At 65.6% G+C, this 25,850-nt stretch carries 23 protein-coding genes; 13 read left to right on the plus strand and 10 right to left on the minus strand.

Annotated elements, in window-relative coordinates; translation table 11 throughout:
- Positions 1-759 (plus strand): SDR family NAD(P)-dependent oxidoreductase, encoded by a 759-nt coding sequence (locus tag QO207_RS21145; RefSeq protein ID WP_301534264.1) that lies wholly within the window; start codon positions 1-3, stop codon positions 757-759.
- A gap of 116 nt (positions 760-875) precedes the next feature.
- Here the strand turns inward: QO207_RS21145 and QO207_RS21150 are convergent, their stop codons facing one another.
- The 3 genes from QO207_RS21150 to QO207_RS21160 form a co-directional block, all read right to left on the minus strand.
- Positions 876-1,196 carry a DUF2025 family protein gene (locus QO207_RS21150; RefSeq protein WP_301534265.1) on the minus strand — a complete coding sequence of 107 codons (321 nt, stop codon included), beginning with the start codon at positions 1,194-1,196 and terminating at the stop codon, positions 876-878.
- Between the two features lie 470 nt (positions 1,197-1,666).
- A complete protein-coding gene (ubiM, locus tag QO207_RS21155; RefSeq protein ID WP_301534266.1) occupies positions 1,667-2,839 on the minus strand; it encodes a 5-demethoxyubiquinol-8 5-hydroxylase UbiM in 1,173 nt (390 codons plus the stop codon).
- A gap of 287 nt (positions 2,840-3,126) precedes the next feature.
- A complete protein-coding gene (locus QO207_RS21160) occupies positions 3,127-3,549 on the minus strand; it encodes a universal stress protein (protein ID WP_301534267.1) in 423 nt (140 codons plus the stop codon).
- A gap of 164 nt (positions 3,550-3,713) precedes the next feature.
- On the opposite strand from QO207_RS21160, the gene QO207_RS21165 reads away from it, so the two are divergent.
- The 4 genes from QO207_RS21165 (at position 3,714) to QO207_RS21180 (ending at position 8,899) form a co-directional block, all read left to right on the plus strand.
- Entirely contained in the window at positions 3,714-4,637 is a 924-nt protein-coding gene (locus QO207_RS21165) for a LysR family transcriptional regulator (protein WP_253448310.1), read from the plus strand.
- Between the two features lie 163 nt (positions 4,638-4,800).
- Positions 4,801-6,381 (plus strand): MFS transporter, encoded by a 1,581-nt coding sequence (locus QO207_RS21170; protein WP_301534268.1) that lies wholly within the window; start codon positions 4,801-4,803, stop codon positions 6,379-6,381.
- An 11-nt stretch (positions 6,382-6,392) separates the two neighbouring features.
- A complete protein-coding gene (locus QO207_RS21175; protein ID WP_301534269.1) occupies positions 6,393-7,460 on the plus strand; it encodes an HlyD family secretion protein in 1,068 nt (355 codons plus the stop codon).
- Positions 7,457-8,899, plus strand: a complete 1,443-nt coding sequence (locus QO207_RS21180) for an efflux transporter outer membrane subunit (RefSeq protein ID WP_301534270.1) — start codon at positions 7,457-7,459, stop codon at positions 8,897-8,899. The genes QO207_RS21175 and QO207_RS21180 overlap by 4 nt, the downstream gene beginning before the upstream one ends.
- 205 nt (positions 8,900-9,104) lie before the next feature.
- On the opposite strand, the gene QO207_RS21185 is transcribed toward QO207_RS21180, so the two are convergent.
- Complete coding sequence (locus tag QO207_RS21185) at positions 9,105-9,881, minus strand: GntR family transcriptional regulator (protein WP_017517526.1); 777 nt, start codon at positions 9,879-9,881, stop codon at positions 9,105-9,107.
- 397 nt (positions 9,882-10,278) lie between these two features.
- Here QO207_RS21185 and QO207_RS21190 point away from each other — a divergent pair, with 397 nt between their 5' ends.
- Positions 10,279-11,625 (plus strand): NCS2 family permease, encoded by a 1,347-nt coding sequence (locus QO207_RS21190; protein WP_301534271.1) that lies wholly within the window; start codon positions 10,279-10,281, stop codon positions 11,623-11,625.
- Positions 11,626-11,700: 75 nt separating this feature from the next.
- Here the strand turns inward: QO207_RS21190 and QO207_RS21195 are convergent, their stop codons facing one another.
- Positions 11,701-13,500 carry an ATP-binding protein gene (locus tag QO207_RS21195; protein ID WP_301534272.1) on the minus strand — a complete coding sequence of 600 codons (1,800 nt, stop codon included), beginning with the start codon at positions 13,498-13,500 and terminating at the stop codon, positions 11,701-11,703.
- A gap of 147 nt (positions 13,501-13,647) precedes the next feature.
- Complete coding sequence (gene uraH / locus QO207_RS21200; RefSeq protein WP_081518587.1) at positions 13,648-14,001, minus strand: hydroxyisourate hydrolase; 354 nt, start codon at positions 13,999-14,001, stop codon at positions 13,648-13,650.
- Positions 14,002-14,409: 408 nt separating this feature from the next.
- Here uraH and puuE point away from each other — a divergent pair, with 408 nt between their 5' ends.
- From puuE to QO207_RS21225, 5 genes are all read left to right on the plus strand, one after another.
- Positions 14,410-15,345, plus strand: a complete 936-nt coding sequence (puuE, locus tag QO207_RS21205) for an allantoinase PuuE (protein ID WP_138214776.1) — start codon at positions 14,410-14,412, stop codon at positions 15,343-15,345.
- The gene (gene uraD, locus QO207_RS21210) at positions 15,342-15,857 is read left to right on the plus strand and encodes a 2-oxo-4-hydroxy-4-carboxy-5-ureidoimidazoline decarboxylase (RefSeq protein WP_301534273.1); all 516 of its coding nucleotides are present in this window, start codon (positions 15,342-15,344) and stop codon (positions 15,855-15,857) included. The genes puuE and uraD overlap by 4 nt, the downstream gene beginning before the upstream one ends.
- Positions 15,858-15,924: 67 nt before the next feature.
- Entirely contained in the window at positions 15,925-16,431 is a 507-nt protein-coding gene (locus QO207_RS21215; protein WP_138214778.1) for an ureidoglycolate lyase, read from the plus strand.
- Between the two features lie 53 nt (positions 16,432-16,484).
- Positions 16,485-17,819, plus strand: a complete 1,335-nt coding sequence (locus QO207_RS21220; protein ID WP_301534274.1) for a urate hydroxylase PuuD — start codon at positions 16,485-16,487, stop codon at positions 17,817-17,819.
- A 452-nt stretch (positions 17,820-18,271) separates the two neighbouring features.
- Complete coding sequence (locus QO207_RS21225) at positions 18,272-19,618, plus strand: nucleobase:cation symporter-2 family protein (protein WP_301534275.1); 1,347 nt, start codon at positions 18,272-18,274, stop codon at positions 19,616-19,618.
- A gap of 107 nt (positions 19,619-19,725) precedes the next feature.
- Here the strand turns inward: QO207_RS21225 and QO207_RS21230 are convergent, their stop codons facing one another.
- Positions 19,726-21,285: a methyl-accepting chemotaxis protein gene (locus tag QO207_RS21230; protein WP_301534276.1), complete on the minus strand. Its 1,560-nt coding sequence runs from the start codon at positions 21,283-21,285 to the stop codon at positions 19,726-19,728.
- A 148-nt stretch (positions 21,286-21,433) separates the two neighbouring features.
- Entirely contained in the window at positions 21,434-21,775 is a 342-nt protein-coding gene (locus QO207_RS21235) for a hypothetical protein (protein ID WP_301534277.1), read from the minus strand.
- A gap of 191 nt (positions 21,776-21,966) precedes the next feature.
- Here QO207_RS21235 and dusA point away from each other — a divergent pair, with 191 nt between their 5' ends.
- Both dusA and tal read left to right on the plus strand, forming a co-directional pair.
- The gene (gene dusA, locus QO207_RS21240) at positions 21,967-22,965 is read left to right on the plus strand and encodes a tRNA dihydrouridine(20/20a) synthase DusA (protein ID WP_301534278.1); all 999 of its coding nucleotides are present in this window, start codon (positions 21,967-21,969) and stop codon (positions 22,963-22,965) included.
- Positions 22,966-23,027: 62 nt separating this feature from the next.
- Positions 23,028-23,948, plus strand: a complete 921-nt coding sequence (tal, locus tag QO207_RS21245) for a transaldolase (protein WP_301534279.1) — start codon at positions 23,028-23,030, stop codon at positions 23,946-23,948.
- Positions 23,949-24,013: 65 nt separating this feature from the next.
- On the opposite strand, the gene rssC is transcribed toward tal, so the two are convergent.
- Both rssC and rssB read right to left on the minus strand, forming a co-directional pair.
- Entirely contained in the window at positions 24,014-24,496 is a 483-nt protein-coding gene (gene rssC / locus QO207_RS21250) for an anti-sigma factor antagonist RssC (RefSeq protein ID WP_017517513.1), read from the minus strand.
- Positions 24,493-25,677, minus strand: a complete 1,185-nt coding sequence (gene rssB, locus QO207_RS21255; protein ID WP_301534280.1) for a two-component system response regulator RssB — start codon at positions 25,675-25,677, stop codon at positions 24,493-24,495. The genes rssC and rssB overlap by 4 nt, the downstream gene beginning before the upstream one ends.
- Between the last annotated feature and the right edge of the window lie 173 nt (positions 25,678-25,850).

The raw sequence follows: 25,850 nt of genomic DNA on the forward strand, positions 1-25,850 counted from the left end.
ATGACCCGCAAGATCGCTCTCATCACCGGCGCCAGCCGCGGCCTTGGCCGCAACGCCGCCCTGCACCTCGCTGCCGCCGGGGTCGACATCATCGGTACCTACCGCAGCCAGGCTGACGAGGCCCACGCGGTCGCCGCCGAGATCGAGCAGCACGGCGGCCGCGCCGTGATGCTGCAACTGGACGTGGCCGACAGCAGCCGCTTCGCCGCCTTCGCCGAGCAGATCCGCGCCACCCTGGGCGAGACCTTCGGCCGCCAGGACTTCGACTTCCTGGTGAACAATGCCGGTATCGGTCTCTACGCCAGCTTTGCCGAGACCAGCGAGGAGATGTTCGACCAGCTGATGAACATCCAGCTCAAGGGGCCGTTCTTCCTGACCCAGAAGCTGCTGCCGCTGATCGCCGATGGCGGTCGCATCCTCAACGTCTCCAGCGGCCTGACGCGCTTCTCGCTGCCCGGCTACGCCGCCTACGCGACCATGAAAGGCGCCATGGAAACCCTGACCAAGTACCAGGCCAAGGAACTGGGTGCGCGCGGCATCGCCGTGAACATCCTCGCCCCCGGCGCCATCGAGACCGACTTCGGCGGCGGCCAGGTGCGCGACAACGCCGAACTGAACAAGCAGATCGCCAGCAACACCGCCCTGGGCCGCGTCGGCCTGCCGGACGATATCGGCGCGGTGATCGCCACCCTGCTCTCCGACGGCGGCCGCTGGATCAACGGCCAGYGCGTGGAAGCCTCGGGCGGGATGTTCCTCTGACAGAGCTGATGGCATGACCTGAACGTAGGAGCGGACTCCGTCCGCGATAGGCTTCCGGCGCGATGCGGACCTATCGCGGACGGAGTCCGCTCCTACGCACCCGGTTAGCTCTGTGATTACTTGAGCTTGCGCTCGGCGGCGATCTCCGGCAGGTCGGTGCGGCGCAGATAGGTCAGCAGCGCTTCGTTGAGGTTCAGGCGGTCGTGGATGTTCTGCTCGACGAGAATCTGCAGGCACTCACGGCTCAGCGTCATCACCACGCCATTCTTCTGCGCCCAGACGAATTCGCAGGCGGGACGGATGCTGTCCTCGGCCACGTCCATGCCGAAGGAATCCTCGCTGAAACGCACGATGTACTTGCCGGTCTTGAGGTTGAAGCCGACGAAGCCGGACAGCCCGTCGGCGGCGTTGCAGATATCGCTGGAAGTGATGGCCATGCTGCCCCCTGGATTTGTTCTGTTATGGATTCGCACGCAGGAGGTCCCCGATTCTCTGAACGGGTGAACAGCGGATTCTGACAGCCTTGCCTGCGCCTGCTCAGGGGCGGGTTGTCGCACCTGGCGTTGAGGCAGTTCCGATCAAGGTTCGGCGTGCCCGGATAGCGATCGCGGACGGAGTCCGCTCCTACGTGACCGGTAAGCGCGGTGCCAGAACTTGCGTAGGAGCGGACTCCGTCCGCGATGACCACGCTCTCGCGCCGACGCTTGCTTATGTTGGGAGACTTCGTGCCATGCGGTTCGCGAGCAAGGACTGGGCGTCCCACTCGGTCCTACGGAAAGCGCACCGGGCGGCTCGATGACTGTAGGAGCGAGCTTGCTCGCGAACGCTTTTGCGCTCCAGGGCAAGCCCCGTAGGGCGGATAACCCCTTCCGGGTTATCCGCCCTACGCTGGAGACAGAGCCAGCTATCAGGCCCCTTGGGTCAGGTGCCGGGCAATCGCCGTGCGCAGCGGCGGCAGGTTCTGCGCCAGGCGCAGGCCGGCGTTGCGCAGCAGGCGTACCGGCGGGCGCGGGTCGGTGTACATGCCGACGATCAGCCGGGTGGCCTGGTACAGCGGCCAGGTCGCCAGGCGGTGGGCCATGGCGTAGCGGCGCAGCGGCCAGGTGCCGCCGATATCGCCGCCACGGCGATGGGTCGCGAGGATTTCACTGGCCAGCCGACGCTGGCTCTGCAGGCCGAAGTTGAAGCCGTGGGCGGTGACCGGGTGCATGCCGACGGCAGCATCGCCGATCAGCGCACTGCGCGGGCCGACGAAGCGGTCCGAGTACACGCCCACCAACGGGTAGCTGTGGCGCGGGCCAAGCAGCTGCATGCCGCCCAGGCGGCGGTCGAAGCGACGTTCCATCTCCTGGGCGAAGGCCTTCTCGTCCAGCTCCAGCAGCGGCGCCATCTCACGCTGCGGCAGGGTCAGCACCACCGAGGAGCGGTCGCCATTGATCGGCAGCAGCGCCAGGGTCTGGCCGTAGCCGAACCATTCCCAGGCGACGTTGTGGTGCGGCTTTTCGTGAGCCATGCGGCAGACCATCATGGTCTTGCCGAAGTCCTCCATGTGCGCGCCGATACCGAGCATGCGACGGGTCTCGGAGAAACGGCTGTCGGCCGCCACCAGCAGGCGCGCATGGACGCGGCTGTCATCGTCCAGGGTCAGCGACACACCATCCTGCTGCACCTGCAGCGTGCGCAGCGCGCGGCCGCAGACCAACGAGACGTCCGCGCACTCATGCACCGCGTCAAAGGCGGCGCGGCGGATCATCTGGTTAGAGACGAAATACCCCAGCTGCTCGGCGCCGGCGTGCTCCGCCTCGATGCGCAGGGTGAACAGCGACGGACCGTTGAGCACCTGGGCATCGCGCAGCGGTGAGACTTCCTCCGGGTCGATCCGCGACCACATTCCCAGGCGCTGCAGTTCGGCGCGCGAAGCGTGGGTCAGCGCGATCTCCCGGCCGTCCTCGGCGGGCTCGGCCACGGCAGCCAGCGGCTGGCGGTCGATCAGCAGGATCGACAGGCCGTTGCCCGACAGCGAGCGGGCCAGGCAAAGCCCGGCGGGGCCGGCGCCGACGATGGCGATGTCCACGTGCATGGGTGACTCCTTTCGCGAGGATGGGCGGTTCGGGAGTCTAGGCCGGGCGTTGCGCGGCTTTCTTGCGTTGGATCAGTAAGGCCGACTGCGCCGTGCGATGCCACGGCGAAGTACAGCGTGACCATGACTGTAGGAGCGGACCTTGTCCGCGAAATCCTTCCGGCCCGTGGCGCGGCGCAAGGACGGGTTCGCGAGCAAGCTCGCTCCTACGAAGAGCGCGAACCAACCTGTAGGAGCGAGGGGGACACCTAGTTATTGCTCGCGAACCGCACGGCACAGAGCCAGCCCTACTCGCGCACCTCGACCAGCACCGGACACGGCGACCGCTCGATCACCCGCTGCCCGACCGACGGATCCAGCAGCCGTTCGATGCGTCCCAGGTGACGGTGGCCGATCACGATCAGGTCGCACTCCAGCTTCTCCGCCTCGCGCAGGATCGCCCGTGCCGGATCACCCGCCACCACGGCACCTGTCGCAACGTTGGGTTGCAACTGCGCCACCGCTTCATCCACCAGTGCCTGGGCTTCGTGCTGCTCCTGTTCGGCCGGCGGGTACTCCAGGGCGTCCTGGCGCGGCATGGCGAAGGCGCGGTCCACGGCGCAGACCACGTGCACCTGGGCTCCATTGCAGCGCGCCAACTCGCCGGCGGTCGTGATGATGCGCGGCGACTGCGCCGCGCCGTCGATGGCCAGCAGAATCCGTTTGAACATGCCTTTCTCCTTCATCAAACAAAATCCGCCGCCATTCTTCGGGCCGGGGCGCAGAGCGTAAAGGCACGCAAAACGTAATGGACCATTGCATGAAACGCACGCTTGCCCATCCGGGCCGTCGCAATGGAACATGAATGACACCGCGCCAACCCTCCGGAGTCGCCATGGCCCTGCCCGATCTCAACCTGCTGGTCGCCCTCAACATCCTGCTGGAAGAAGGCAGCGTGGTCGGCGCTGCGCGGCGCATGCACCTCAGCCCGCCGGCTATGAGCCGCACGCTGTCGCGCATCCGCGAGGCGGTGGGCGATCCGATCATGGTCCGCGCCGGCCGCAACCTGGTACCGACGCCGCGCGCGCTGCAACTGCGCGAGGAAGTCAGCGACCTGGTGGAACACGCCATGCGCCTGTTCAACGCCAAGGAAAACCTGCGCATGGACCAGCTCGAACGCTGCTTCGTGCTGCGTTCCAACAACGTGCTGGTGGGCGGCTTCGCCTCGCGCATGCTGGCGGTGATGAAGGAAGAAGCGCCGCGCTGCAGCCTGCGCATCGCGCCGGAGGCCGACTTCGACGACGAAGCCCTGCGGCAGAACCGCATCGACCTGTACATCGGCGCCACCTCGACGCTGGAGCCGGAAATCCGCACGCAGACGTTGTTCACCACCAGCTTCGTCGGCCTGGCGCGGCGCGATCATCCGATCTTCGACGACGAGATCACCGCCGAACGCTTTGCCTCCTTCCCGCAGATCAGCGTGTCGCGGCGTGGCCGCGCCATCGGGCCGATCGACGAGGAACTGGCGAACCTCGGCCTGCGCCGGGAAATCCGCCTCACCGCGCCGACCTTCCACTCCTCGATCTTCGCCCTGCTGGAGTCCGACCTGGTGCTGCCCATCGCCGAGCACTCGCTGTGGCGCCTGGATCGCCTCGGCTTCGCCCTGCGCCAGTTCGATATCCCGCTGCCGCTGAAATCCGTGGTGATCCTGCAGGCCTGGCACCCACGTTTCGACAACGACCCGGCGCACAGCTGGCTGCGGCAGACGGTGAAGCGGGTCTGCATCGAATTGCGCGAGAGCTCGGGTTTGCTGAGCTGAACGAGCAATAAGTGCACCAGACACACTGATTAGCTGCAATCATTTCAATTTTCACAGCTATCGCCCTTCCCTAGACTCGGTCGCAAATACCCGAGTTGATTCCTATGCCTTGCACAGCACCGCCCTGCGGCGGCGGCATCGGCCATCCCCGTGGAGGCCGGCCATGACCGCGCTCGCGCCGATTTCCGCCGCCAGCCCGCAACCCGCGAAGCCTGCCGCACCCGCTGCCCAACCATTCGGCCTGCGCATCGTGGTCGGCATGCTTGGCGTGCTGATCGCCTCCCTCAGTGCCGGCCTCAACGAGAAGGTCACCGACCTGGCCATGACCGACGTGCGCGGCGCGCTGTCCATCGGCCACGACGAAGGCACCTGGCTGATCGCCCTGTACTCGGCAGCACAGGTCGCCGCCATGGCCTTCGCACCCTGGTTCTCGGTGACCGTATCGCTGCGCCGCTTCACTCTCGGCGCCATCGCCTGCTTCGCCCTGCTCGCGCTGCTTTGCCCGTTCGCGCCGAACGTCGAGACGCTCTACCTGCTACGCCTGCTGCAGGGTTTCGCCGGGGGCTGCATGCCACCGATGCTGATGACCGTGGCGCTGCGCTTCCTGCCGCCGGGAATCAAGCTCTACGGCCTGGGCGCCTATGCTCTGACCGCGACCTTCGCGCCAAACCTGGGCATGCCGCTGGCGGCGCTGTGGACCGAGTTCGTCGGCTGGCAATGGGTGTTCTGGCAGGTCATTCCGCTCTGCGCTGTGGCGCTGGCCGCCGTCGCCTGGGGCATCCCGCAGGACCCGCTGCGCCTGGAGCGTCTCAAGCAATTCGATTACCTCGGCCTGGCCCTCGGCCTGCCGGGCATCCTGATGCTGGTGATGGGCCTGCTGCAGGGCGAGCGCCTGGACTGGTTCGAGTCCGACCTGGTCACCCTCCTGGTGATCGGCGGCGCCGGGTTGCTGGTGGCCTTCTTCATCAACGAATGGACGCACCCGCTGCCGTTCTACCGCCTGGACATCCTCAAGCGGCGCAACTTCACCCACTCGCTGATCACCCTGGCCGGCGTGCTGGTGGTGCTCGGCGCGTGCGCTGGCGTGCCGGCGTCCTACCTCGCCTCGGCCCACGGCTATCGCCCGCTGCAATCGGCGCCGATGGCGCTGCTGGTGGCGCTGCCGCAGCTGATCACGCTGCCGCTGGTGGCCGCGCTGTGCAACATCCCGCGGGTGGATTGCCGCTGGGTGCTGGCCATCGGCATCAGCCTGTGCGGCCTGTCGGCGTTCGGCATGAGCCAGCTGACCAGCGAGTGGACGCGGGAGAATTTCTACTGGCTGCTGGCGTTGCAGATCATCGGCCAGCCGATGGCCATCGTGCCGCTGCTGATGTCCGCCACCAGCGTGGTCGCGCCCATCGAAGGGCCGTTCGCCTCGGCCTGGTTCAACAGCGTGCGCGGTTTCTCGGCGGTGCTCGGCAGCGCCGTGGTGTCGATCCTGATGACCTGGCGCGAGCACTACCACTCCAACCGTCTGGTCGATCACCTGGGCAACGCCCAGCAAGCTCTCGGCCTGCGTCTGGAGCAACTGGGCGGCGCCGAGAACATCGGCCGCCTGGCCGGCCAGGTGCGCGGCCAGGCCGGCGTGCTCGCCGCCTCCGACACGCTGCTGGCGATGTCCTGGCTGGCCGCCGCCCTGCTCGTCCTGATTCCCCTGATGCCGCTGCGGGTCTACCCGCCGCGCCCTGTCATTCCCAATCAATGAAAGGTCTGCCCATGTCGAAACTGAGCTCCCGTCGCGGCAGTCTGGCCCTGGTTGCCGTGCTGCTTCTCGTCCTCGTCATCTACCTGCTGCTGCGCCTGCTCGGCCCCACCCGCGAGCAGAGCACCGACGACGCCTATATCCATGCGGACTTCACCCTGGTGGCGCCGAAGGTAGCCGGCTTCATCGAGGAAGTGCTGGTGGAAGACAACCAGTCGGTGAAGGCCGGGCAGGTCCTGGCGCGCATCGACGCCCGCGACTACCGCGCCGCGCTGGAAGCCGCCGAAGCCGACGTGCTGGCCGCCGAGGCGCGCCATCACCACGTTGCCGCCGACCTCGAACGCCAGCAGGCAGTGATCGCCCAGAGTGCAGCCCAGGTGCAGGCCGACCAGGCCGCGCTGACCTTCGCTGCCCAGGAACAGAATCGCTACCAGCACCTCGCAACCCAGGGCGCCGGCACGCTGCAGAATGCCCAACAGGCTCGTTCACGGGTCGACTCGGCGAAGGCCGTGCTGGACAAGAACAAGGCCGCCGCCCTCGCCGCCCGCAAGCAACTCGATGTGCTGCTGGCCCAGCAGGCCGAGGCCCTCGGCGCGCTCAAGCGCGGCCAGGCGCAACTGCAGCAGGCGCAACTGAACCTGTCGTACACCGAGATTCGCGCGCCCTTCGACGGCATGGTTGGCCGCCGTGCCGTGCGTGTCGGCGCCTACACTACGCCGGGCAATGCGCTGCTCGCGGTGGTGCCACTGCAAGATGCTTACGTGGTTGGCAACTTCCAGGAGACCCAACTGACCGAAGTGCAGCCCGGCCAGCGCGTCGAGATCAGCATCGATACCTTCCCCGGCGAGAAGCTGCACGGCCACGTCGATAGCATCGCCCCGGCCACCGGCCTGAGCTTCGCGCCGATTGCCCCGGACAATGCCACCGGCAACTTCACCAAGATCGTCCAGCGCATCCCGGTGAAGATCATCCTCGACGCCGACCAGCCGCTGCGCGACAGGCTGCGCGTGGGCATGTCGGTGATCGCGCGCATCGACACCGATAAGCACACTGATAAGGAGCAGAAGGTGGCCGTGCAATGAATACCGTCCGCGCTCCCCTGTTCCTTGCGTTGCTGGCGCTCGGTGCCTGCAGCGTCGGCCCGGACTTCCAGCGCCCGAAGGATGCCGACGCGGTGGACTGGTCCGCCCAACGCGGCGACACGCCGAGCCAGACGCTCAACGCGCCGCTGGAAGCGCAGTGGTGGACATTGCTAGGCGATGCGCAGTTGAACGACCTACAGCGCCGCGTGGCCGCAGCCAACCTCGACCTGCGCGAAGCCGACGCACGCCTGCAGCAGAGCCGGGCGATCCGCCAGGCGCTGGGCGGCGATGCCGTGCCCAATGTCGGCGCGGACCTGGGCTACCAGCGCAAGCGCAACAGCGAAGTCGGCCTGAATGATCCGTCCGGCAAAGCCGGCAAGGACAGCTTCAACCAACTCGACGGCGGCTTCGACCTATCCTGGGAGCTGGACTTCTGGGGCCGTGTGCGCCACGAGCTGGAAGCCGCCGACGCCAACGTCCAGGCCAGCGAGGAAAGCCGTCGCGATGTGCTGGTCTCGGTGCTCGCCGAGACCGCGCGCAACTACCTGCAACTGCGCGCCGAGCAGGACCTGGAAGCCATCATCCGCAGCAACCTGGAGATCGCCCAGCGCAGCCTGGAGCTGACCCGCCTGCGCCGCGCCGATGGCGTCGCCACCGAACTGGACGTGGCCGAAGCGCTGACCCAGGTCGCCAGCATCGAAGCGCGCCTTCCCGACAGCCAGAAGCGCCAGGCGCGGCTGATCAACGCCCTGGGCTATCTGCTCGGAGAGGCGCCCGGTGCGCTGCAGGCCGAACTCGCCCAGGCCCGACCCGTACCGCAGCCGCCCCGTGGCGTGCCGGTCGGCCTGCCGTCGGAACTGGCCCAGCGCCGCCCGGACATCCGCCGCGCCGAAGCCGCGCTGCACGCCGCCACTGCCAGCATCGGCGTGGCCAAGGCGGACTTCTACCCGCGCATCAGCCTCAACGGCAGCTTCGGTTTCCAGGCGTTGCAGCTGTCCAACTTCGGCGACTGGAACAGCCGCACCTTCGGTATCGGCCCGAGCCTGTCGCTGCCGATTTTCGAAGGCGGGCGCCTGAAAGGCACGCTCGCACTGCGCGAAGCGCAGCAGCAGGAATCGGCCATCGCCTACCGCCGCACCGTGCTCAACGCCTGGCGCGAAGTGGACGACGCGCTGACCGACTACGCCGCCGACCAGCGCCGCCTGGCCAGCCTGGATACCGCCGCCGAACACGGACGCACCGCCCTGGCCAATGCCCGCGAGCAGTACAAGGCCGGCGCAGTGGACTTCCTCAATGTGCTCAGCGCCCAGCGCGAACTGCTGGCCACCGAGGAACAGCAGGTGCGTGGTCGCGAAGCGGTGGCCACTACGCTGGTGCTGCTCTACAAGTCGCTCGGTGGTGGCTGGCAGCCAGGCCAGGAAACCGCGCAGAACCTGTAGGAGCACCCCATGGGCGTGCTCGCAGGCCATGAGTGCCTGACCGTGGCGTAGGAGCGGACTTTGTCCGCGATGATTTCCGGCACGTACGACGGTTCGGGCCGTGTTTCGCGAGGAAGGACTGGGCGCCCTGCTCGCTCCTACGAAGAGCCGGCCGTGCAGAAACGAAAAAGCCCCGCATCTGCGGGGCTTTTTTCTGGCTCGCCGATCAGGCCGCCGAGTCGGCGTCGGCCTTGCTGCGGCGCGGCTTCTTCTTGCCGGCCAGCAGGTGCGAAAACACCGCGTGCAGGTCGCCGGAGGCGCCATCCACGTCCAGGTTCAGCTTGTCGTCGATGTGCGCCATGTGGTGCATCATCAGGGTCACGGCCTTTTCCTTGTCGCCCTTCTCGATGGCGTCGAGGATCTCATTGTGCTCATCGAACGAGCAGTGCGAGCGGCCGCCGCTTTCGTACTGGGCGATGATCAGCGAGGTCTGCGACACCAGGCTGCGCTGGAACACCACCAGCGGCGCGTTCTTCGCCATCTCGGCGAGCTTCAGGTGGAATTCGCCGGAGAGGCGGATGCCGGCGCCACGGTCGCCACGGGCGAAGCTGGATTGCTCCTGCTTCACCATGTCGCGCAGTTCGGCGAGGGTATCGCTGCTGGCGTTGTCCACCGCCAGCTCGGTGATCGCGCGCTCGACAGTGCGGCGGGCGAAGAGAATCTGCCGGGCTTCGTCGATGCTCGGGCTGGCCACCACGGCGCCACGGTTGGGGCGCAGCAGCACGACCTGTTCATGGGCCAGGCGCGACAGGGCGCGACGGATGATGGTGCGGCTGACGCCGAAGATTTCGCCGAGGGCTTCTTCGCTCAGCTTGGTGCCTGGCGCCAGGCGTTGTTCGAGGATGGCGTCGAAGATGTGCGCGTAGACGATCTCGTCCTGAGTGCCGCTGCGCGCCTTGCCATTGCGCGGCTGCTTCCTGATCTGTTGCAACTGGTCGGTCATCGGAGTCGAACCCTGCTCAAGCCGGGTTGAACCGGCGCGAAATCCGTGGGGCGGGAAAGAAACTGGCCGCGGGCCAGGTATTGGCGACAGTGTACACAAAGTGGCCACTATCGTGCAGCCGTCACGCGCGACTCCGTTGCGGCACCAATCCCGCGCCGTGCAGGAGCTGGGCAGACTTCAGCCTGCGACCATTCCGAGCCTTTTCTTGTAAAAATCTTGCGAAAAGGCACTAAACATTATTTGAAGTTTTTGTACACAACTGCATAATCGCCGCGTGACTTCCTGACTCAAGGGTCAACTAAATCACACCCTCACAACTCTTTCCGTTAGCGCAAGGGACGCAGGTGAACCAGCCGACGGCAAGGGACCAACAACAAGAGCGTTGAGGAGTACCGCTGTGGAAAGCACCAAACAAGAACAACAAGCCTTTGCATCCAGTCCCCCCGCCACCGGCCTGCTCGAACGCCTGTTCAAGCTCAGCCAGCACGGCACCACCGTGAAGACCGAACTCGCAGCCGGCCTCACGACCTTCATCACCATGGCGTACATCATCTTCGTCAACCCCAACATCATGGCCGACGCCGGCATCGACCACGGTGCCGCCTTCGTCGCGACCTGCCTTGCCGCCGCGCTCGGCTGCTTCCTGATGGGCCTCTACGCCAACTGGCCGGTGGGCCTGGCGCCGGGCATGGGCCTCAACGCGTTCTTCACCTACACCGTGGTCAAGACCATGAACTACAGCTGGGAGATCGCGCTGGGCGCGGTGTTCATCTCCGGCATCGCCTTCATGATCCTGACCTTCTCGCGCATCCGCGAATGGCTGCTCAACAGCATCCCGGTCAGCCTGCGCTTCGCCATGGGCGCCGGAGTCGGCCTGTTCCTCGGGCTGATCGGCCTGAAGACCGCCGGTATCGTGGTCGCCAGTCCCGCCACCCTGGTTCACCTGGGTGACCTGACCAGCCCCGGCCCGCTGCTCGCCGCCATCTGCTTCCTGATGATCGCGGTGCTGGAATACCGTCGCGTGTTCGGCGGCATCCTGATCAGCATCCTCACCGTCACCGTGGCCGGCATCGCCCTGGGTATCGTCAAGTTCGGCGGCGTGTTCTCCATGCCGCCGAGCCTGGCGCCGACCTTCCTGGCGATGGACATTGCCGGCGCGTTCAACGTGACCATGATCAGCGTGATCCTGGCCTTCCTCTTCGTGCACATGTTCGACACCGCCGGCACCCTGATGGGCGTTGCCCAGCGCGCGCACCTGGTGCGCGAGGACGGCCGCATCGAGAACCTGTCCAAGGCGATGAAGGCCGACAGCACCTCCAGCGCCTTCGGCGCAGTGCTCGGCGTACCGCCGGTGACCAGCTACGTGGAAAGCGCCGCGGGGGTTGCCGCTGGCGGCCGCACCGGCCTGACCGCGGTCACCGTGGGCGTGCTGTTCGTCGCGGCGATGTTCTTCGCCCCGCTGGCCGGCATGATCCCCGCCTACGCCACTGCCGGCGCGCTGATCTACGTCGCCATGCTGATGATGGGCGGCATGGCCCACATCGACTGGAACGAGCACACCGAGACCATCCCGGCCATCGTCACCGTCATCATGATGCCGCTGACCTTCTCGGTCGCCGACGGCATCGCCCTGGGCTTCGTGACCTACGTGGCGATGAAGGTCTTCACCGGCCGCCACAAGGACGTGACCGTCAGCCTGTACGCGCTGTGCGCGATCTTCGTGGCCAAGTTCATCTTCCTCTGATCGCCCGCTGACCACGTAACGAGAAAGGCCCCGGCAATCGCTTGCCGGGGCCTTTTCACAACCGCCGATCAGGGTTCAGGGGGTCGCATCGGGAAACTGCAGGCGAATGCGGATTTCCGTGCCGACGCCCAGTTCGCTCTTCGCACTGATCTCACCCTCCATCAGTTCTACCAGGCTGCGGCACAGAGCCCCGCCCAGCCCGCTGCCGCCGCGACCGATCCGCTGGTTGTCCAGTTCATGACTGAACGGCTCGAACAGCCAGGGCAGCTCTTCCTGCGCAATGCCGATGCCGGTATCGATCACTTCGAGGGTCACGTCGACCATGCCCTTGCCGACGCCGTGCGAATGCAGCCGCACGGTGACCGAACCGCTGTCGGTGAAGCGCACGGCGTTATCCAGCAAATTGTTGAGTACCTGCCGAAGGCGCAACGGGTCGCACCACACGCGGGTCTTCAGCGCCTCGCTGAAATCGCCCTGCAGGACCAGGCCCTTCGCCTTGGCGGCTTCGTCCATCAGGGCGATCTGCCGCTCGACCAGAGCGGGCAGATCCACGTCCTCGGGCGCCAACGGGAGATTCCCGGCCTTGGCGCGGCTGAGCAGCTGAAAATCATTGACTACATCGAGCACATTGCTGGCCAGATTGCGCGCCACCGCCAGGGGTTCTGCACGACGCGTGGCGTCATCCTGGTTCAGCGCCAGGTCGATCATTGCCAGGATGTTGCGCATCGGCCCCTGGAGCTCGTTGGTAATCGCCCCGAGGAAGCGCGTCTTGCCGCGGCTGATGGTATCGATGCGGGCATTGGCGTTGCGCAGCTCGCGGACCAGTTGCTCGCGGTCGGTAATGTCGATGGCACCGCAAATCGCCCCCAGCAGCTTGCCATTCACATCCCGGTAGGGTCTGCCCCAGTGGTGGTAGACCCGCCGGCCGCGCTTGGCGCCATGGAACTCGACATCGGAATCATAGGGCTCGCCGACAGCGATCGCCTCGGCCAGTCGCTGGTGCAGCAGCTCGGCCTCCTGCGCGCTGCTGATAATGCCCAGATCGAGCAGACGCTTGCCGACGACTTCGTCCAGTTGCAGCCCGGTGAGATCGAGCGCGATCCGGTTGCAGAACATCACCCGACCGTCCACCGCGCGAACGGTCATAGGGTGAGGTAGCGAGTCGATGATCGTGCGCAGCAGGTCCAATTCACGGATCTGCTCCTCGTCCAGGGCAGCGACAGGATTGTGCTCCTCTGTCGGCGCCCCACCCTCCACCAGTCCATGCCTCCGGGCGATATCGATCAGCTCCACCAGCGACTTGGCGTGCAGCTTCTGCATCAGCCGCACCTTGTAGGTGCTCACCGTCTTGTCGCTGATCGCCAATTGGTCGGCGATGGCGATGTTGCTCAGGCCCTGCGCCAGCAGTTGCAGCACGCTCAGCTCGCGCACCGACAGGTCCTTGAGCAGCCCACCATGGCCGGCATCCTCCACCGCGCTGACGCTGCCAAGGGCGTGGCTGGGGAAATAGCTGTGGCCCTGGGCGATGGCACGCACGGCCTCGCGCACGGCCTGCGAGTCTTCCTGCTTGCTGACAAAGCCGGCGGCGCCGGCGGTCAGGCAACGCCCGGCGAAGTACTCGGAGTCCTGCGAAGTCAGCACCAGCACTTTCACCGGTGACTCCTGGGCGACCAGACGCTGAAGCACTTCCAGTCCACCCAGGCGCGGGATCGACAGTTCGAGGATCATCAGGTCCGGCTTGCACTGGCGCACCTGGTGCAGGGCATCTGGGCCGTTGTCGGCCTCACCGACCACCTCGTGCCGATCGGCCTCCATCATCAGGCGCAGGGCATGGCGGGTTACCGGTTGCTCTTCAACGATCAGGATTCTGCTCATGCGCGCTCTCGGAAAAGGATTTTCCAGATAGTTCTAGCCCAGGCGGGGACTACATGACGGAGAAAACGCAGGCAAAAAAAAGCCCGCAGTGTGGGCGGGCCGAGGAAGACTCCACGAAGAGTCTGGGGGAAGACCTATGGGCGGGGACTAGCTGCCGCGATAGGTGGAATAGCTGTAGGGGGAAATCAGCAGAGGCACGTGGTAGTGGTCGCTTTCCGAGGCGATGCCGAAGCGCAGGACCACCTGGTCGAGGAAGGCCGGCTGGGGCAGTTCGACGCCGCGGGCACGGTAGTAGTCGCCAGCGTTGAACAGCAGCTGGTAGACACCGGCGCGGAAGTCATCGCCCTGCAGCAGCGGTTCGTCGCAGCGGCCGTCGTCGTTGGTCACGCGGGTGGCGATCAGCTCCAGCTGCTGGCCTTCGACGCGGAACAGCTCGATCTTGATGCCGTGGCCGGGGCAGCCGTGGGCGGAATCCAGTACGTGGGTAGTCAGGCGTCCCATGGGCATATCGGTGTCCAGCGGCGGAGCCGGCCGACACCTTCCTCCTCTGTCTTGTTGATTCGAATGGGCGGCTGTCGCCAGGACGGCCTGCCCGTGCATTGGGTTGCAGCGAATATACCCAGCGGCACACTCAATTGTATACAAAAAACTGAAACTTACTCGCAGAATCAGCCCGCAGCAGCCCCTTGTACTATCGTGCCGCAGAGCGCGAAAAGCCGCCTCAAGCCGCACCAGAATGCGGCATAGCGGGGATTCACGGAGCAATACAGGCAATGCGATGGATTGAAACGACCGTTGCGCGGATTGTATTTACAGACCACCAAAGATTTTGTATACAATACGCCCATCACGGCAGCGCACGGTCCACCGACTCAGCGCCGACCGCCAACCACAAGAAGGAACACTGCAGTGAGCGCTGACTACCCACGCGACCTGATCGGTTACGGCAATAACATTCCCCACCCGCACTGGCCGAACGATGCGCGCATCGCCCTGTCCTTCGTCCTCAACTATGAGGAAGGCGGCGAACGCAACATTCTCCATGGCGATGCCGAATCCGAAGCCTTCCTTTCCGAGATGGTCGCCGCCCAGCCGCTCAAGGGCGAGCGCAACATGTGCATGGAATCGCTGTACGAGTACGGCAGCCGTGCCGGCGTGTGGCGCCTGCTCAAGCTGTTCCGCAAGTATGACCTGCCGCTGACCGTGTTCGCCGTGGCCATGGCCGCCCAGCGCCACCCCGAGGCGATCCGCCAGATGGTCGCCGACGGCCACGAAATCTGCAGCCACGGCTACCGCTGGATCGACTACCAGTACATGGACCCGGAGCAGGAACGCGAGCACATGTTCGAGGCCGTGCGCATCCTCACCGAGCTGACCGGCCAGCGCCCGCAGGGCTGGTACACCGGCCGCCTGGGCCCGAACACCCGGCGCATCGTCCGCGAGGATGGCAACTTCCTCTACGACTCCGACACCTACGACGACGACCTGCCCTACTGGGACCCGGCGAGCACCGCCGAGAAGCCGCACCTGGTGATCCCCTACACCCTGGACACCAACGACATGCGCTTCACCCAGGTGCAGGGCTTCAACAAGGGCGACGACTTCTTCGAATACCTGAAGGACGCCTTCGACGTGCTCTACGCCGAGGGTGCCGAGGGCGCGCCGAAGATGCTCTCCATCGGCATGCACTGCCGCCTGCTGGGCCGTCCGGCGCGTATGGCCTCGCTGGAGCGTTTCATCCAGTACGTTAAAGGTCACGAGAAGGTGTGGATCACCCGCCGCGTCGACATCGCCAAGCACTGGCACGAGAACCACCCGTTCAAAGCGCAGGAGAACCAGGCATGAGCCGCTTCCAGACCCTGACCCCGGCCAGCCTCGACCGCGCCGCCTTCGTCGCCACCTTCGCCGACATCTACGAGCACTCCCCGTGGGTCGCCGAGAAGGCCTATGACCTGGGCGTCGACGACAGCCTGAACGACATCGAACTGCTGCAGCAGCGCATGGCCGACATCCTCCTGTCCGCCGGCCACGAAGCGCAACTGGCACTGATCAACGCGCACCCGGACCTCGCCGGCAAGGCCGCCGTCCGTGGCGAACTGACCGCCTCCAGCACCGCCGAACAGGCCGGCGCCGGCATCCAGGACTGCACCGCCGAGGAGTTCGCCCGCTTCACCGAGCTCAACGACGCCTACAAGGCCAAATTCGGCTTCCCCTTCATCAAGGCGGTGAAGGGCAGCAACCGCCACCAGATCCTCGCTGCGTTCGAAGAGCGCATCCACAACACGCCGGAGCAGGAGTTCCAGACCGCCCTGGCGGAGATCAACAAGATCGCGATGTTCCGCCTGCAGCAGCTCTGAGCGAGCGGACCTTCACTCCCCGTCCCAGCGACGGGGCCAATGCGAACAACGAAAAAGAAGACCAGCCATGCGTACCCTGAAGATCGAGCCGTTGACCAAGGAAGCCTTCGCACCGTTCGGTGATGTCATCGAAACCGAAGGCAGTGACTTCTTCATGATCAACAACGGTTCCACCCGCCGTTATCACAAGCTCGCCACCGTCGAAACGGCGCAGCCCGATGACAAGGCGATCATCAGCATCTTCAGCGCCGAGTCCCTGGAGATGCCCTTGCGCATCCGCATGCTGGAACGTCACCCGCAGGGCAGCCAGGCGTTCATTCCGCTGCTCGGCAATCAGTTTCTGATCGTGGTCGCGCCAGTTGGCGATGTACCTGTATCGGGTCTCGCCCGCGCTTTCCTGTCCAACGGCAAGCAGGGCGTCAATTACCACCGCGGCGTCTGGCACCACCCGGTGCTGACGATCGAAAAGCGGGATGACTTCCTGGTGGTCGATCGCAGCGGTTCTGGCAACAACTGCGACGAGCATTTCTTCACCGAGGACGAACAGCTCCTCCTCGACCCCCAAGCGAACTAATAAGAGAGGCCCGCGCAGCGCGACGGCGATGCCCGGGCAAGAGGTAAACAACTGTGGAAGCACATCTCATCGAATGGCTGAACCTGCTGGTCCGCTGGATCCACATGATCGTGGGTATCGCGTGGATCGGCGCCTCGTTCTACTTCGTCTGGCTGGAAAACAACCTCAACCGCGCCAACCCGCGCGAGGGGCTTTCCGGTGACCTCTGGGCGATCCATGGTGGCGGCATCTACCACCTGGAGAAGTACAAGCTCGCCCCGCCGAAAATGCCGGACAACCTGCACTGGTTCAAATGGGAGGCCTACACCACCTGGATGTCGGGTGTCTGCCTGCTGACCATCGTGTTCTACCTGAACCCGACCCTGTACCTGATCGCCCCGGGCAGCGACCTGGCGCCCGCCGCGGCCGTAGCCATCGGCATCGGCTCGCTGATCGCCGGCTGGTTCGTCTACAGCACCCTGTGCGACTCCCCGCTGGGCAAGCAACCCGCCCTGCTCGGCGCCATCCTGTTCGGTCTGCTGGTCCTCGCCGCCTACCTGCTCAGCCAGGTGTTCAGCGGTCGCGGTGCGTACCTGCACGTGGGCGCCATCATCGGCACCATCATGGTGGGCAACGTGTTCCGCGTGATCATGCCGGCCCAGCGCGCGCTGGTTAAGGCCATCGAGGAAGGCCGCGAGCCCGATCCGGTACTGCCGGCCAAGGGCCTGCTGCGTTCGCGCCACAACAACTACTTCACCCTGCCGGTGCTGTTCATCATGATCAGCAACCACTTCCCGAGCACCTACGGCAGCCACTACAACTGGCTGATCCTGACCTGCATCGCGGCGCTGGCGGTGATCGTGCGTCACTACTTCAACACCCGCCACAATGGCAACGGCATGGCCTGGGCGCTGCCCGCCGGCGCCGTCGGCATGATCGCCCTGGCCTTCGTCACCGGCCCGAATTTCCCCAGCAGTGACAACACTGCCAGCGCCCAGCCGGCGAAGGTGGAGTACCAACCGCTGCCGGAAACCGCCGTCGGCGGCAAGACCCCGGCCGAGCGCGCCAAGGACGAGGAAGCCGCCAAGGCCGCCGCTGCCCAGCAGGCTCAGGCCGCTCCGGCCCAGGCGTCCACTGCCGGTTCGACCGAAGGCTTCGACAAGGTCCACCACGTCATCCAGGAACGCTGCGCCGTGTGCCACTCGGCCAAGCCGACCAGCAACCTGTTCAGCACCGCACCGGCTGGCGTGATGTTCGACACCCCGCAGCAGATCCAGCAGCTCGCCCCGCGCATCCAGGCGCAGGCCGTGGCCTCGCAGGTGATGCCGCTGGGCAACATCACCCAGATGACCCCGGAAGAGCGCAAGCTCGTCGGCGACTGGATCAGCCGAGGCGCCCAGGTTAATTGAGCCTGCGGCACGGCCAGAGAAACCGCACCTTCGGGTGCGGTTTTTTTATGCCTGCGAAACGACACGCGCCCACCATGGCGCGGATATCGGACCGATCGCGGACAGAGTCCGCTCCTACGCCAGGGTTGGCATCCACGTAGGAGCGGCCTCCGTCCGCGATTGCTCGCCACCGGCACAAACACCCCAGAAACAAAAAATGTAGTCCACTCGACCAATGGCTACAGAATTACCCAAGCCAGGAAACACGCGGCGTAGAGCCATGCAGCACTACCGAGACAAAACGTGACCGGCGAGTTGTATACAAAAATCGATTGAACGTAATACACATCGCGTTTATAAAGTCCCGCACCGCTTCACCCGCTCGGCCCCGGGGGTGAGATCGGCCAGTACTTCCCGGTTGTCGTGCCCGTCCGGCAACCAGCGACTGACAACAATAAAAACCGAGGTGTTGCATGTCCGTGGTAACTGAGCGCTCCCATACCGGCTCGCCCGTCGACCAGCGTTTGCCCTTGCTGCAGCTGCTGCTGGTCGGCTTCCAGCACGTTCTCCTGATGTATGGCGGCGCCGTCGCCGTCCCGCTGATCGTCGGCCAGGCCGCCGGTCTCTCCCGCGAAGAAATCGCCTTTCTGATCAACGCCGACCTGCTGGTCGCCGGCATCGCCACGCTCGTGCAATCGCTGGGCATCGGCCCGGTGGGCATCCGCATGCCGGTGATGATGGGCGCCAGTTTCGCCGCCGTCGGCAGCATGGTCGCCATGGCCGGGATGCCCGGCGTGGGCATGACCGGCATCTTCGGCGCCACCATCGCTGCGGGCTTCTTCGGCATGGTCATCGCGCCGTTCATGAGCCGCATCGTGCGCTTCTTCCCGCCGCTGGTGACCGGCACCGTGATCACCTCGATCGGCATGTGCCTGTTCCCGGTGGCGATCAACTGGGCTGGCGGCGGCAAGGCCGCGGCCAACTTCGGCGCCGTCGAATACCTCGCCCTGTCGTCCTTCGTACTGGCGGTGATCCTGCTGATCAACCGTTTCATGAAAGGCTTCTGGGTCAACGTCTCGGTGCTGATCGGCATGCTGCTGGGCTACATCATCGGCGCCAGCATGGGCATGGTCAGCCTGGACGGCATCGAGCAGCGCCCATGGTTCGACGTGGTCACCCCGCTGCACTTCGGCGCGCCGGAGTTCCACCTCGCCCCGGTGCTGTCCATGTGCCTGGTGGTGGTGATCATCTTCGTCGAGTCCACCGGCATGTTCCTCGCCCTGGGCAAGATCACCGAGACCGAAATCTGCCCCAACCGCCTGCGCCGTGGCCTGCTGTGCGACGCCGGCGCCTCGTTCATCGCCGGCTTCATGAACACCTTCACCCACTCCTCGTTCGCCCAGAACATCGGCCTGGTGCAGATGACCGGCGTGCGCAGCCGCTACGTCACCGCCGCCGCCGCGCTGTTCCTGATCGCCCTGTCGCTGCTGCCTAAAGCTGCCTTCCTGGTCGCCTCGATTCCGCCGGCAGTGCTGGGCGGTGCCGGTATCGCCATGTTCGGCATGGTCGCTGCCAGCGGCATCCGCATCCTCCACGAAGCGGACATCGTCGACCGCCGCAACCAGCTGCTGGTGGCGGTGAGCATTGGCATGGGGATGGTGCCGGTGGTGCGTCCGGACTTCTTCGCCGCCCTGCCCCAGTGGATGGAGCCGATCACCCACAGCGGCATCGCCATGACCGCGATCTGGGCCGTGGTGCTGAACATCCTCTTCAACATCCTCGGCGAACAAGGCCGCGACGCCCTCTGCGGGCATCACTGAGTCCCTTTCGCGGGCGTCTCCCGGACGCCCGCACCAAGCCGCGTCCAACTCCTTCGCGGCTTTTTTTCGCCTGCGGTTTTTAGCAGGAGCGAGCCTGCCCCTGAGGCTCAGGCTTCCGGACGGTAGCCCAGGCGCAGCCCGCCCCACTGGCGACCACGCACGTAGATCGGCACCGACAGGTCGTGCATCAGCTCACCGGTATCGCGGCAGTATGTCTGCAGCAGCATCGGCTGATTGTGGCTGCCGCAACGAACTCCGGTACGGTCGTTGAACAGGCGCTTGCTGCGGCTCTTGAGCATGTCCACCTGCAGGTCGCCGCTCGGCGGATGGCTGAACGCCTGGTTGTGTGTCGGCACATAACCTTCGGCGGTGCAGGCGATGGCGAACACCAGCCCTTCGTGACGTTGCAGCAGGTCTTCCTGGATGCGCGGCAGCACCTCGTCGGTGTAGCGGTCGAAGCGTGTGCGGAACTTCTGCGGACGGGTGCCGGGGAGCGGCTGGTAATCGCGGTCGAACAGGTCATCGAAGCCGATCCGGCCGCTCTCCATGTCCGCCTCGAACTTCGCGCCGATAGCCTGGGCGCCAGCGCGGGCGAGGTCGTAGGCGCGCTGGTGATAGTCGTCCAGCGCCACCTCGGCGAGGCGTTCGCTGATGGTTTCCGCCTGACTTTCCAGCTGCATCGCGGCGTCGGCCAGACGGTGGGTCTGCTCATCGCTGGCACGCAGGTCGCCACGCACCTGCTCGACGGCGGCGAACAGGCTGTCCAGCTGGTTGCGGTTGATCTCCGCGCCCTCGGCGATCTCGGTGATCTGGGTTTCCACGGTGGCAGCCAGCCCGGCGATGTCCTGCAACTGGCGACCAGTGCTCTCCACCTGGCTGACGCCCAGGCCGAGATCATCGGTGAGCTGGCGAATCTGCTCCACCACCTCGCCGGTCTGGCGCTGGATATCCTCGATCATCTGCCCCACTTCGTCGGTGGCCTCGGCGGTACGCCCGGCAAGGCCGCGTACTTCTTCGGCCACCACGGCGAAACCACGACCGTGCTCGCCCGCCCGCGCCGCCTCGATGGCCGCATTGAGGGCCAGCAGATTGGTCTGGCTGGCGATGGACTGGATCACCTGGGTGACGCGCTGGATATCCTCGCTGCGCGCATTCAACGTCTCGATCAGCGCACGGCTGGCGCTGGCGCGCTGGCTCAGTTGGCGCATGCAATCGATGGCGGCCTGCAGCTCGCTGCGCCCGCTGTCACTGCCGGCGCGGGCAAGCGTGGCCGCCTCCTTCGCCTGGCGCGCCAGGTTCGAGGTCGCCCGCTCGGTGTGGATCATCACCTCGGCGCTGCCGACGATCTGCTCGGCGGCAACCACCTGGGACTCCAGCTTCTCCACCAGGCGCTGCACCGAGAACGACACCCCGGCAGCAGACAGCGCGTTGCGGCTGGTCCCCTGGGACAGCTCGCGGGTCAGCTCGGCGACATCCGGCAGCACCGCCAACGCACTGGCAGGCGCAGCGCGCTCGGGGACGAACCACGGCCCCCAGAGCAGCACGGCGGCCAGCAGCAGGCACAGCGACAACGGCCAGCCGCCCAGCGCCTGGGCGATGAACAGCAGCACCAGGCCGCAAGTCTGCAGGGTAAGGATGAGGACGATACGCGGACGCGCGATATCCATGGCGACAGCTCTCTTCTGGCGGGCACGACCGCTACGCAGCGCAGGCACGCTGCCGGGGAGCCCGATTATTCTTGTCAGAGCCATTAGGCCGCCTGCTGCACCCGGCGGCTATCGTTCCTTAGTGGTAGACGAGGCGCTGCTTGAGTCGTTACAGGCAGCTGCGCGCCGCCAGGGTGAGCGCATCGTCCGGGCTCGGCGCGTTGCGGCGGTACAGCGCTACATCACTGCCCTGATCCGTCGCCGTGGTCTCCAGCAGCACCTCGGCGGTATCCCCCGAAGCGGCAGGCACCTGCAGTCGGTAACCGAAGCGGATTTCCGTCACCGTCGACGCGGAGCGGATGCCCTGCCATTTCGGCAGCAGGCAGGTCATGTAGACCGAGGGCGACTTGCCACTCTCCAGTCGCAACGCCGGCGCCTCCTCCTTCAGCTTGCCCGGCGAGGAACAGGCGGCCAGCAGGACCAGCGGCAGCGTCAACAATAGGGGTTTCATCGAGTGCGATCCTTCTATCGGGAACCCAGAGGGTAGCAGCTGCACCAACGCGAGCCGCCCGGCCAGGTCAAGCCGTCTGCAGACCGCTCGCCGGTTTCCGTGCGCTGCGCCGGCAACCCCGGTAAAATCTCCGCCCTTTCCGCCGGCGCGAGCAAATTCGCGCCCCTTGCGAAGCCTGATTCGACGTAACCATGACCACTGCCACACCGACCACCCGCCCTGAGCCCTCCCGCCGCTTCTCCGTCGCGCCGATGATGGATTGGACCGACCGCCATTGCCGGTACTTCCTGCGCCAGCTTTCCAGCCACGCGCTGCTCTACACGGAGATGGTCACCACCGGCGCAGTACTGCACGGCGACGCTGCGCGCTTCCTGCGTCACGACGAGTGCGAGCACCCGCTGGCGCTGCAGCTGGGCGGCAGCAACCCGGCGGATCTGGCGGCGGCGGCGAAGCTGGCTGAGCAGGCTGGCTACGACGAAGTGAACCTGAACGTCGGCTGCCCCAGCGGCCGCGTGCAGAACAACATGATCGGCGCCTGCCTGATGGGCCATCCAGCGCTGGTGGCAGACTGCGTGAAGGCCATGCGCGATGCGGTGTCGATCCCGGTGACGGTCAAGCACCGCATCGGCATCAACGGCCGCGACAGCTACGAAGAGCTCTGCGACTTCGTCGGCCAGGTGCGCGATGCCGGCTGCCGCAGCTTCACCGTGCATGCGCGCATCGCCATCCTCGAAGGCCTGTCGCCCAAGGAAAATCGCGAGATCCCGCCGCTGCGCTACGACATCGCCGCGCAGCTCAAGCGCGACTTCTCCGAGCTGGAGATCGTCCTCAACGGCGGCATCAAGACTCTCGAAGAATGCCGCGAGCACCTGCAGGTGTTCGATGGTGTGATGCTCGGCCGCGAGGCGTACCACAACCCCTACCTGCTGGCCCAGGTGGACGCCGCGCTGTATGGCTCCGAGCAGCCAGCCATCACCCGCGCCGAGGCCCTGGCGCGGATGCGTCCGTACATCGAGCGGCACATCGCCGAGGGCGGCGCGATGCACCACGTGACCCGCCACGTGCTCGGCCTGGCCCAAGGCTTCCCCGGCGCACGGCGCTTCCGCCAACTGCTGTCGGTGGACGTCCACAAGACCCAGGATTCCCTCGGATTGCTCGACCAGGCCGGAGAACTTCTCGCCGGTCACTGAGTCCCGTTGAGTGGCGCATCGGCCTCGGGTAAGGTCGATGCACTCTCTATGGAAGACGCGCCATGACCTCCAAGCTGGAACAACTGAAGCAGTACACCACGGTTGTCGCCGATACCGGCGATTTCGACGCCATTGCCCGCCTGAAGCCGGTGGATGCCACCACCAACCCGTCGTTGCTGCTGAAGGCCGCCGCCCTGCCCCGCTACACCGAGCACCTGGCCCGCGCCACCGAGGGCGCAAAGGGTGACGCCGGCCTGGCCTGCGACCGCTTCGCCGTCGCGGTGGGCAAGGACATCCTCGGTGTGATTCCAGGGCGCATCTCCACCGAAGTGGACGCCCGCCTGTCCTTCGATACCGAAGCCACGCTGCAGCGCGCCCACCGCCTGATCGAGCTGTACGACCAGCACGGCATCGGCCGCGACCGCGTGTTGATCAAGATCGCCTCCACCTGGGAGGGCATCCGCGCCGCCGAGCAACTGGAGCGCGAAGGCATCCAGACCAACCTGACCCTGCTGTTCTCCTTCGCCCAGGCCGCGGCCTGCGCCGACGCTGGCGTGTTCCTCATTTCGCCCTTCGTCGGCCGCATCTACGACTGGTACAAGAAGGCCAACAACCGCGACTACGTTGGCGCGGAAGACCCGGGCGTGCAGTCCGTCTCGCGCATCTACCGCTATTACAAGGCCAACGGCTACGAGACCGTGGTGATGGGCGCCAGCTTCCGCAACCTCGGGCAGATCGAGCAACTCGCCGGCTGCGACCGCCTGACCATCAGCCCGGACCTGCTGCAACAGCTGGCCGACGCCCAGGGCGAACTGCCGCGCGCGCTGCAACCCGGTGGTGGCGAAGCACGCCAGGTGCTGGACGAAAGTGCCTTCCGCTGGCAGATGAACGAAGACGCCATGGGCACCGAGAAGCTGGCCGAAGGCATCCGCCTGTTCGCCCGCGACCAGGAGAAGCTGGAAGCGCTGCTGGCAGGCCGCTGAAAGCGATAGACGAGCAAACGCAAACCGGCGCCCCAGGGCGCCGGTTTGCATTGGGGCTCATCGAATCAGTGGCGCTCTAGCGCGCTCACCAGATCGTGGAAGGCCTCGCGGTTGGTCTCGTTCAGGCCCATCAGGATACGGTGGGCTTCGAGCACCTTGCCGCGCACCACCTCCTCGGACTGGTCCTGGGGAGGCAGATCGGTCAGGCAATCCGAGCACGGAATCGGGCGGTCGACGATGTTGAACACCTGGTCGAAGCCCATCGATTGCAGCAGACGGGTGATGTCCGCGTTGGTGGTGACCAGCGTGGGCAACAGACCGACCTTTTGCCGCGAGAGAATGGACAGCTTCGCCAGGAGGCCCAGCGTGGTGCTGTCGATGCTCTGGGTTTCCGTGAGATCGATGATGATCGCCGAGAAATTCAACGCGGCGAAGATTTTTTCAATGGTGGCATCCAGCGCCGAACACAGGGTCAGTCGGACTTCGCCCACGAACTTCAGGACAAATGAGCCATCCTGCTCGGCGAACTGGATTTTACCGGTACTCATGCAAGGTTCCTGCTCAACACCAGCAAGGCAATATCATCCGGCATCTCGGCCAACTTGGCCAGTCCGAAGACTTGGCGCAGGCCGTCCAGGGTTCCGCCGGCGGCGACGACCTGCTCGGGCAGGGCCGTCTCCTTTTCCTTCAGGGTAGCTCCCGGCAGTACATCGAGGATGCCGTCCGAGAACAGGGAAAGACTGAAGGACTTGGGAAGATCCATCACATGGTCCTCGTAAGTCGCTTCATCGAACAGCCCCACCGGCAGGCCACGGCCTTCCAGGTAGCGGGCTTCGCCATCGACATAGAGGACCGGCAGGGGCAGGTGCCCGCCGATGCTGTAGGTCAGGCGGTCGGTTTCCAGGTCGATCACGCCGCCGAGCATGGTGACGTGCTTGCCCAGGTTGCAGTTGATCAGCCCGCGGTTGATGTGGCCGAGGACGTCCGACGGCTTGAATTCCGGCAACATGTCGTTGCGTTTGGATTCGTAGAGCAGACGGGTGGTCATGAACTTCAGCAGCACGGTGACGAAGGCGGACGAAGCACCGTGGCCGGAAACGTCGGCGAGGTAGAAGCCGATGCGGCGGGCATCCACGCGGAAGTAGTCGACGAAATCACCCGACAGGTACAGCGACGGGATGATCTGGTGGGAGAACGCCAGGCCTTCGGATTCCCAGGGGGTTTCCGGAAGCATGTTCATCTGCACCTGGCGACCGGCGTTCTGGTCTTCCTGGAGCAGGTTCAGGCTGGCCTGCAGCTCGCGGTTGGCGGTTTCCAGCTTCTCGCGGTAGCGGCGGTTTTCCGAGCGCAGGAAGGAGCGGTCCAGGGCCCGGCGTACCGAGTGCTCGAGGACGGCGAGGTCTTCCAGCGGCTTGATCAGGTAGTCGGCGGCACCCAGGCGCAGGGCCTCGACGGCATCGCTCATGACGCCGGCGCCGGACAGCACGATCACCGGGGTTTCCACGGCCATTTCGCTGACGCGACGGATCAGCTCGAGGCCGTCCATCTGCGGCATGCGCAGGTCGCAGATCACCAGGTCGGGAAGTTCGTGCTGGAAGACTTTCAGGCCCTCCAGGCCGTTGGTGGCCTGTGTGACCTTGAATCCGCTGTCTTCCAGGTAGGCGGCGAGGCTTTCGCGGACGACGTCGTCGTCATCGATAATCAGCAGCGAGGCACTGGCTTTGTGCATGGGTCATCCAGGCAAACGGCGCCGGGGTTGTGGTTTGGCGCTCATTCTAGGGAACAGCGGCGCGGGTGGGTCGCGACAAGGCGCAGACACTACTCCCATCCGCTCAAGGGTTCAAGCAGGCGCCGCCCGCGCCACGAACGGCGCGGGCTCGCAGGGAGAAACCGGACCCGGTG

This window comes from Pseudomonas sp. CAN1 (genome assembly GCF_030462585.1).
In the GTDB taxonomy this organism is placed as follows: Bacteria; Pseudomonadota; Gammaproteobacteria; order Pseudomonadales; family Pseudomonadaceae; genus Pseudomonas.

Coding starts and splice junctions, on each gene's coding strand:
- QO207_RS21235 (WP_301534277.1), bottom strand. CDS start 21,775: ATGAAACCCCTATTGTTGACGCTGCCGCTGGTCCTGCTGGCCGCCTGT.
- QO207_RS21160 (WP_301534267.1), bottom strand. CDS start 3,549: ATGTTCAAACGGATTCTGCTGGCCATCGACGGCGCGGCGCAGTCGCCG.
- ubiM (WP_301534266.1), bottom strand. CDS start 2,839: ATGCACGTGGACATCGCCATCGTCGGCGCCGGCCCCGCCGGGCTTTGC.
- QO207_RS21215 (WP_138214778.1), top strand. CDS start 15,925: ATGCGTACCCTGAAGATCGAGCCGTTGACCAAGGAAGCCTTCGCACCG.
- QO207_RS21150 (WP_301534265.1), bottom strand. CDS start 1,196: ATGGCCATCACTTCCAGCGATATCTGCAACGCCGCCGACGGGCTGTCC.
- QO207_RS21175 (WP_301534269.1), top strand. CDS start 6,393: ATGTCGAAACTGAGCTCCCGTCGCGGCAGTCTGGCCCTGGTTGCCGTG.
- QO207_RS21170 (WP_301534268.1), top strand. CDS start 4,801: ATGACCGCGCTCGCGCCGATTTCCGCCGCCAGCCCGCAACCCGCGAAG.
- QO207_RS21185 (WP_017517526.1), bottom strand. CDS start 9,881: ATGACCGACCAGTTGCAACAGATCAGGAAGCAGCCGCGCAATGGCAAG.
- dusA (WP_301534278.1), top strand. CDS start 21,967: ATGACCACTGCCACACCGACCACCCGCCCTGAGCCCTCCCGCCGCTTC.
- QO207_RS21230 (WP_301534276.1), bottom strand. CDS start 21,285: ATGGATATCGCGCGTCCGCGTATCGTCCTCATCCTTACCCTGCAGACT.
- QO207_RS21180 (WP_301534270.1), top strand. CDS start 7,457: ATGAATACCGTCCGCGCTCCCCTGTTCCTTGCGTTGCTGGCGCTCGGT.
- rssB (WP_301534280.1), bottom strand. CDS start 25,677: ATGCACAAAGCCAGTGCCTCGCTGCTGATTATCGATGACGACGACGTC.
- uraH (WP_081518587.1), bottom strand. CDS start 14,001: ATGGGACGCCTGACTACCCACGTACTGGATTCCGCCCACGGCTGCCCC.
- QO207_RS21225 (WP_301534275.1), top strand. CDS start 18,272: ATGTCCGTGGTAACTGAGCGCTCCCATACCGGCTCGCCCGTCGACCAG.
- tal (WP_301534279.1), top strand. CDS start 23,028: ATGACCTCCAAGCTGGAACAACTGAAGCAGTACACCACGGTTGTCGCC.
- uraD (WP_301534273.1), top strand. CDS start 15,342: ATGAGCCGCTTCCAGACCCTGACCCCGGCCAGCCTCGACCGCGCCGCC.
- QO207_RS21195 (WP_301534272.1), bottom strand. CDS start 13,500: ATGAGCAGAATCCTGATCGTTGAAGAGCAACCGGTAACCCGCCATGCC.
- rssC (WP_017517513.1), bottom strand. CDS start 24,496: ATGAGTACCGGTAAAATCCAGTTCGCCGAGCAGGATGGCTCATTTGTC.
- QO207_RS21165 (WP_253448310.1), top strand. CDS start 3,714: ATGGCCCTGCCCGATCTCAACCTGCTGGTCGCCCTCAACATCCTGCTG.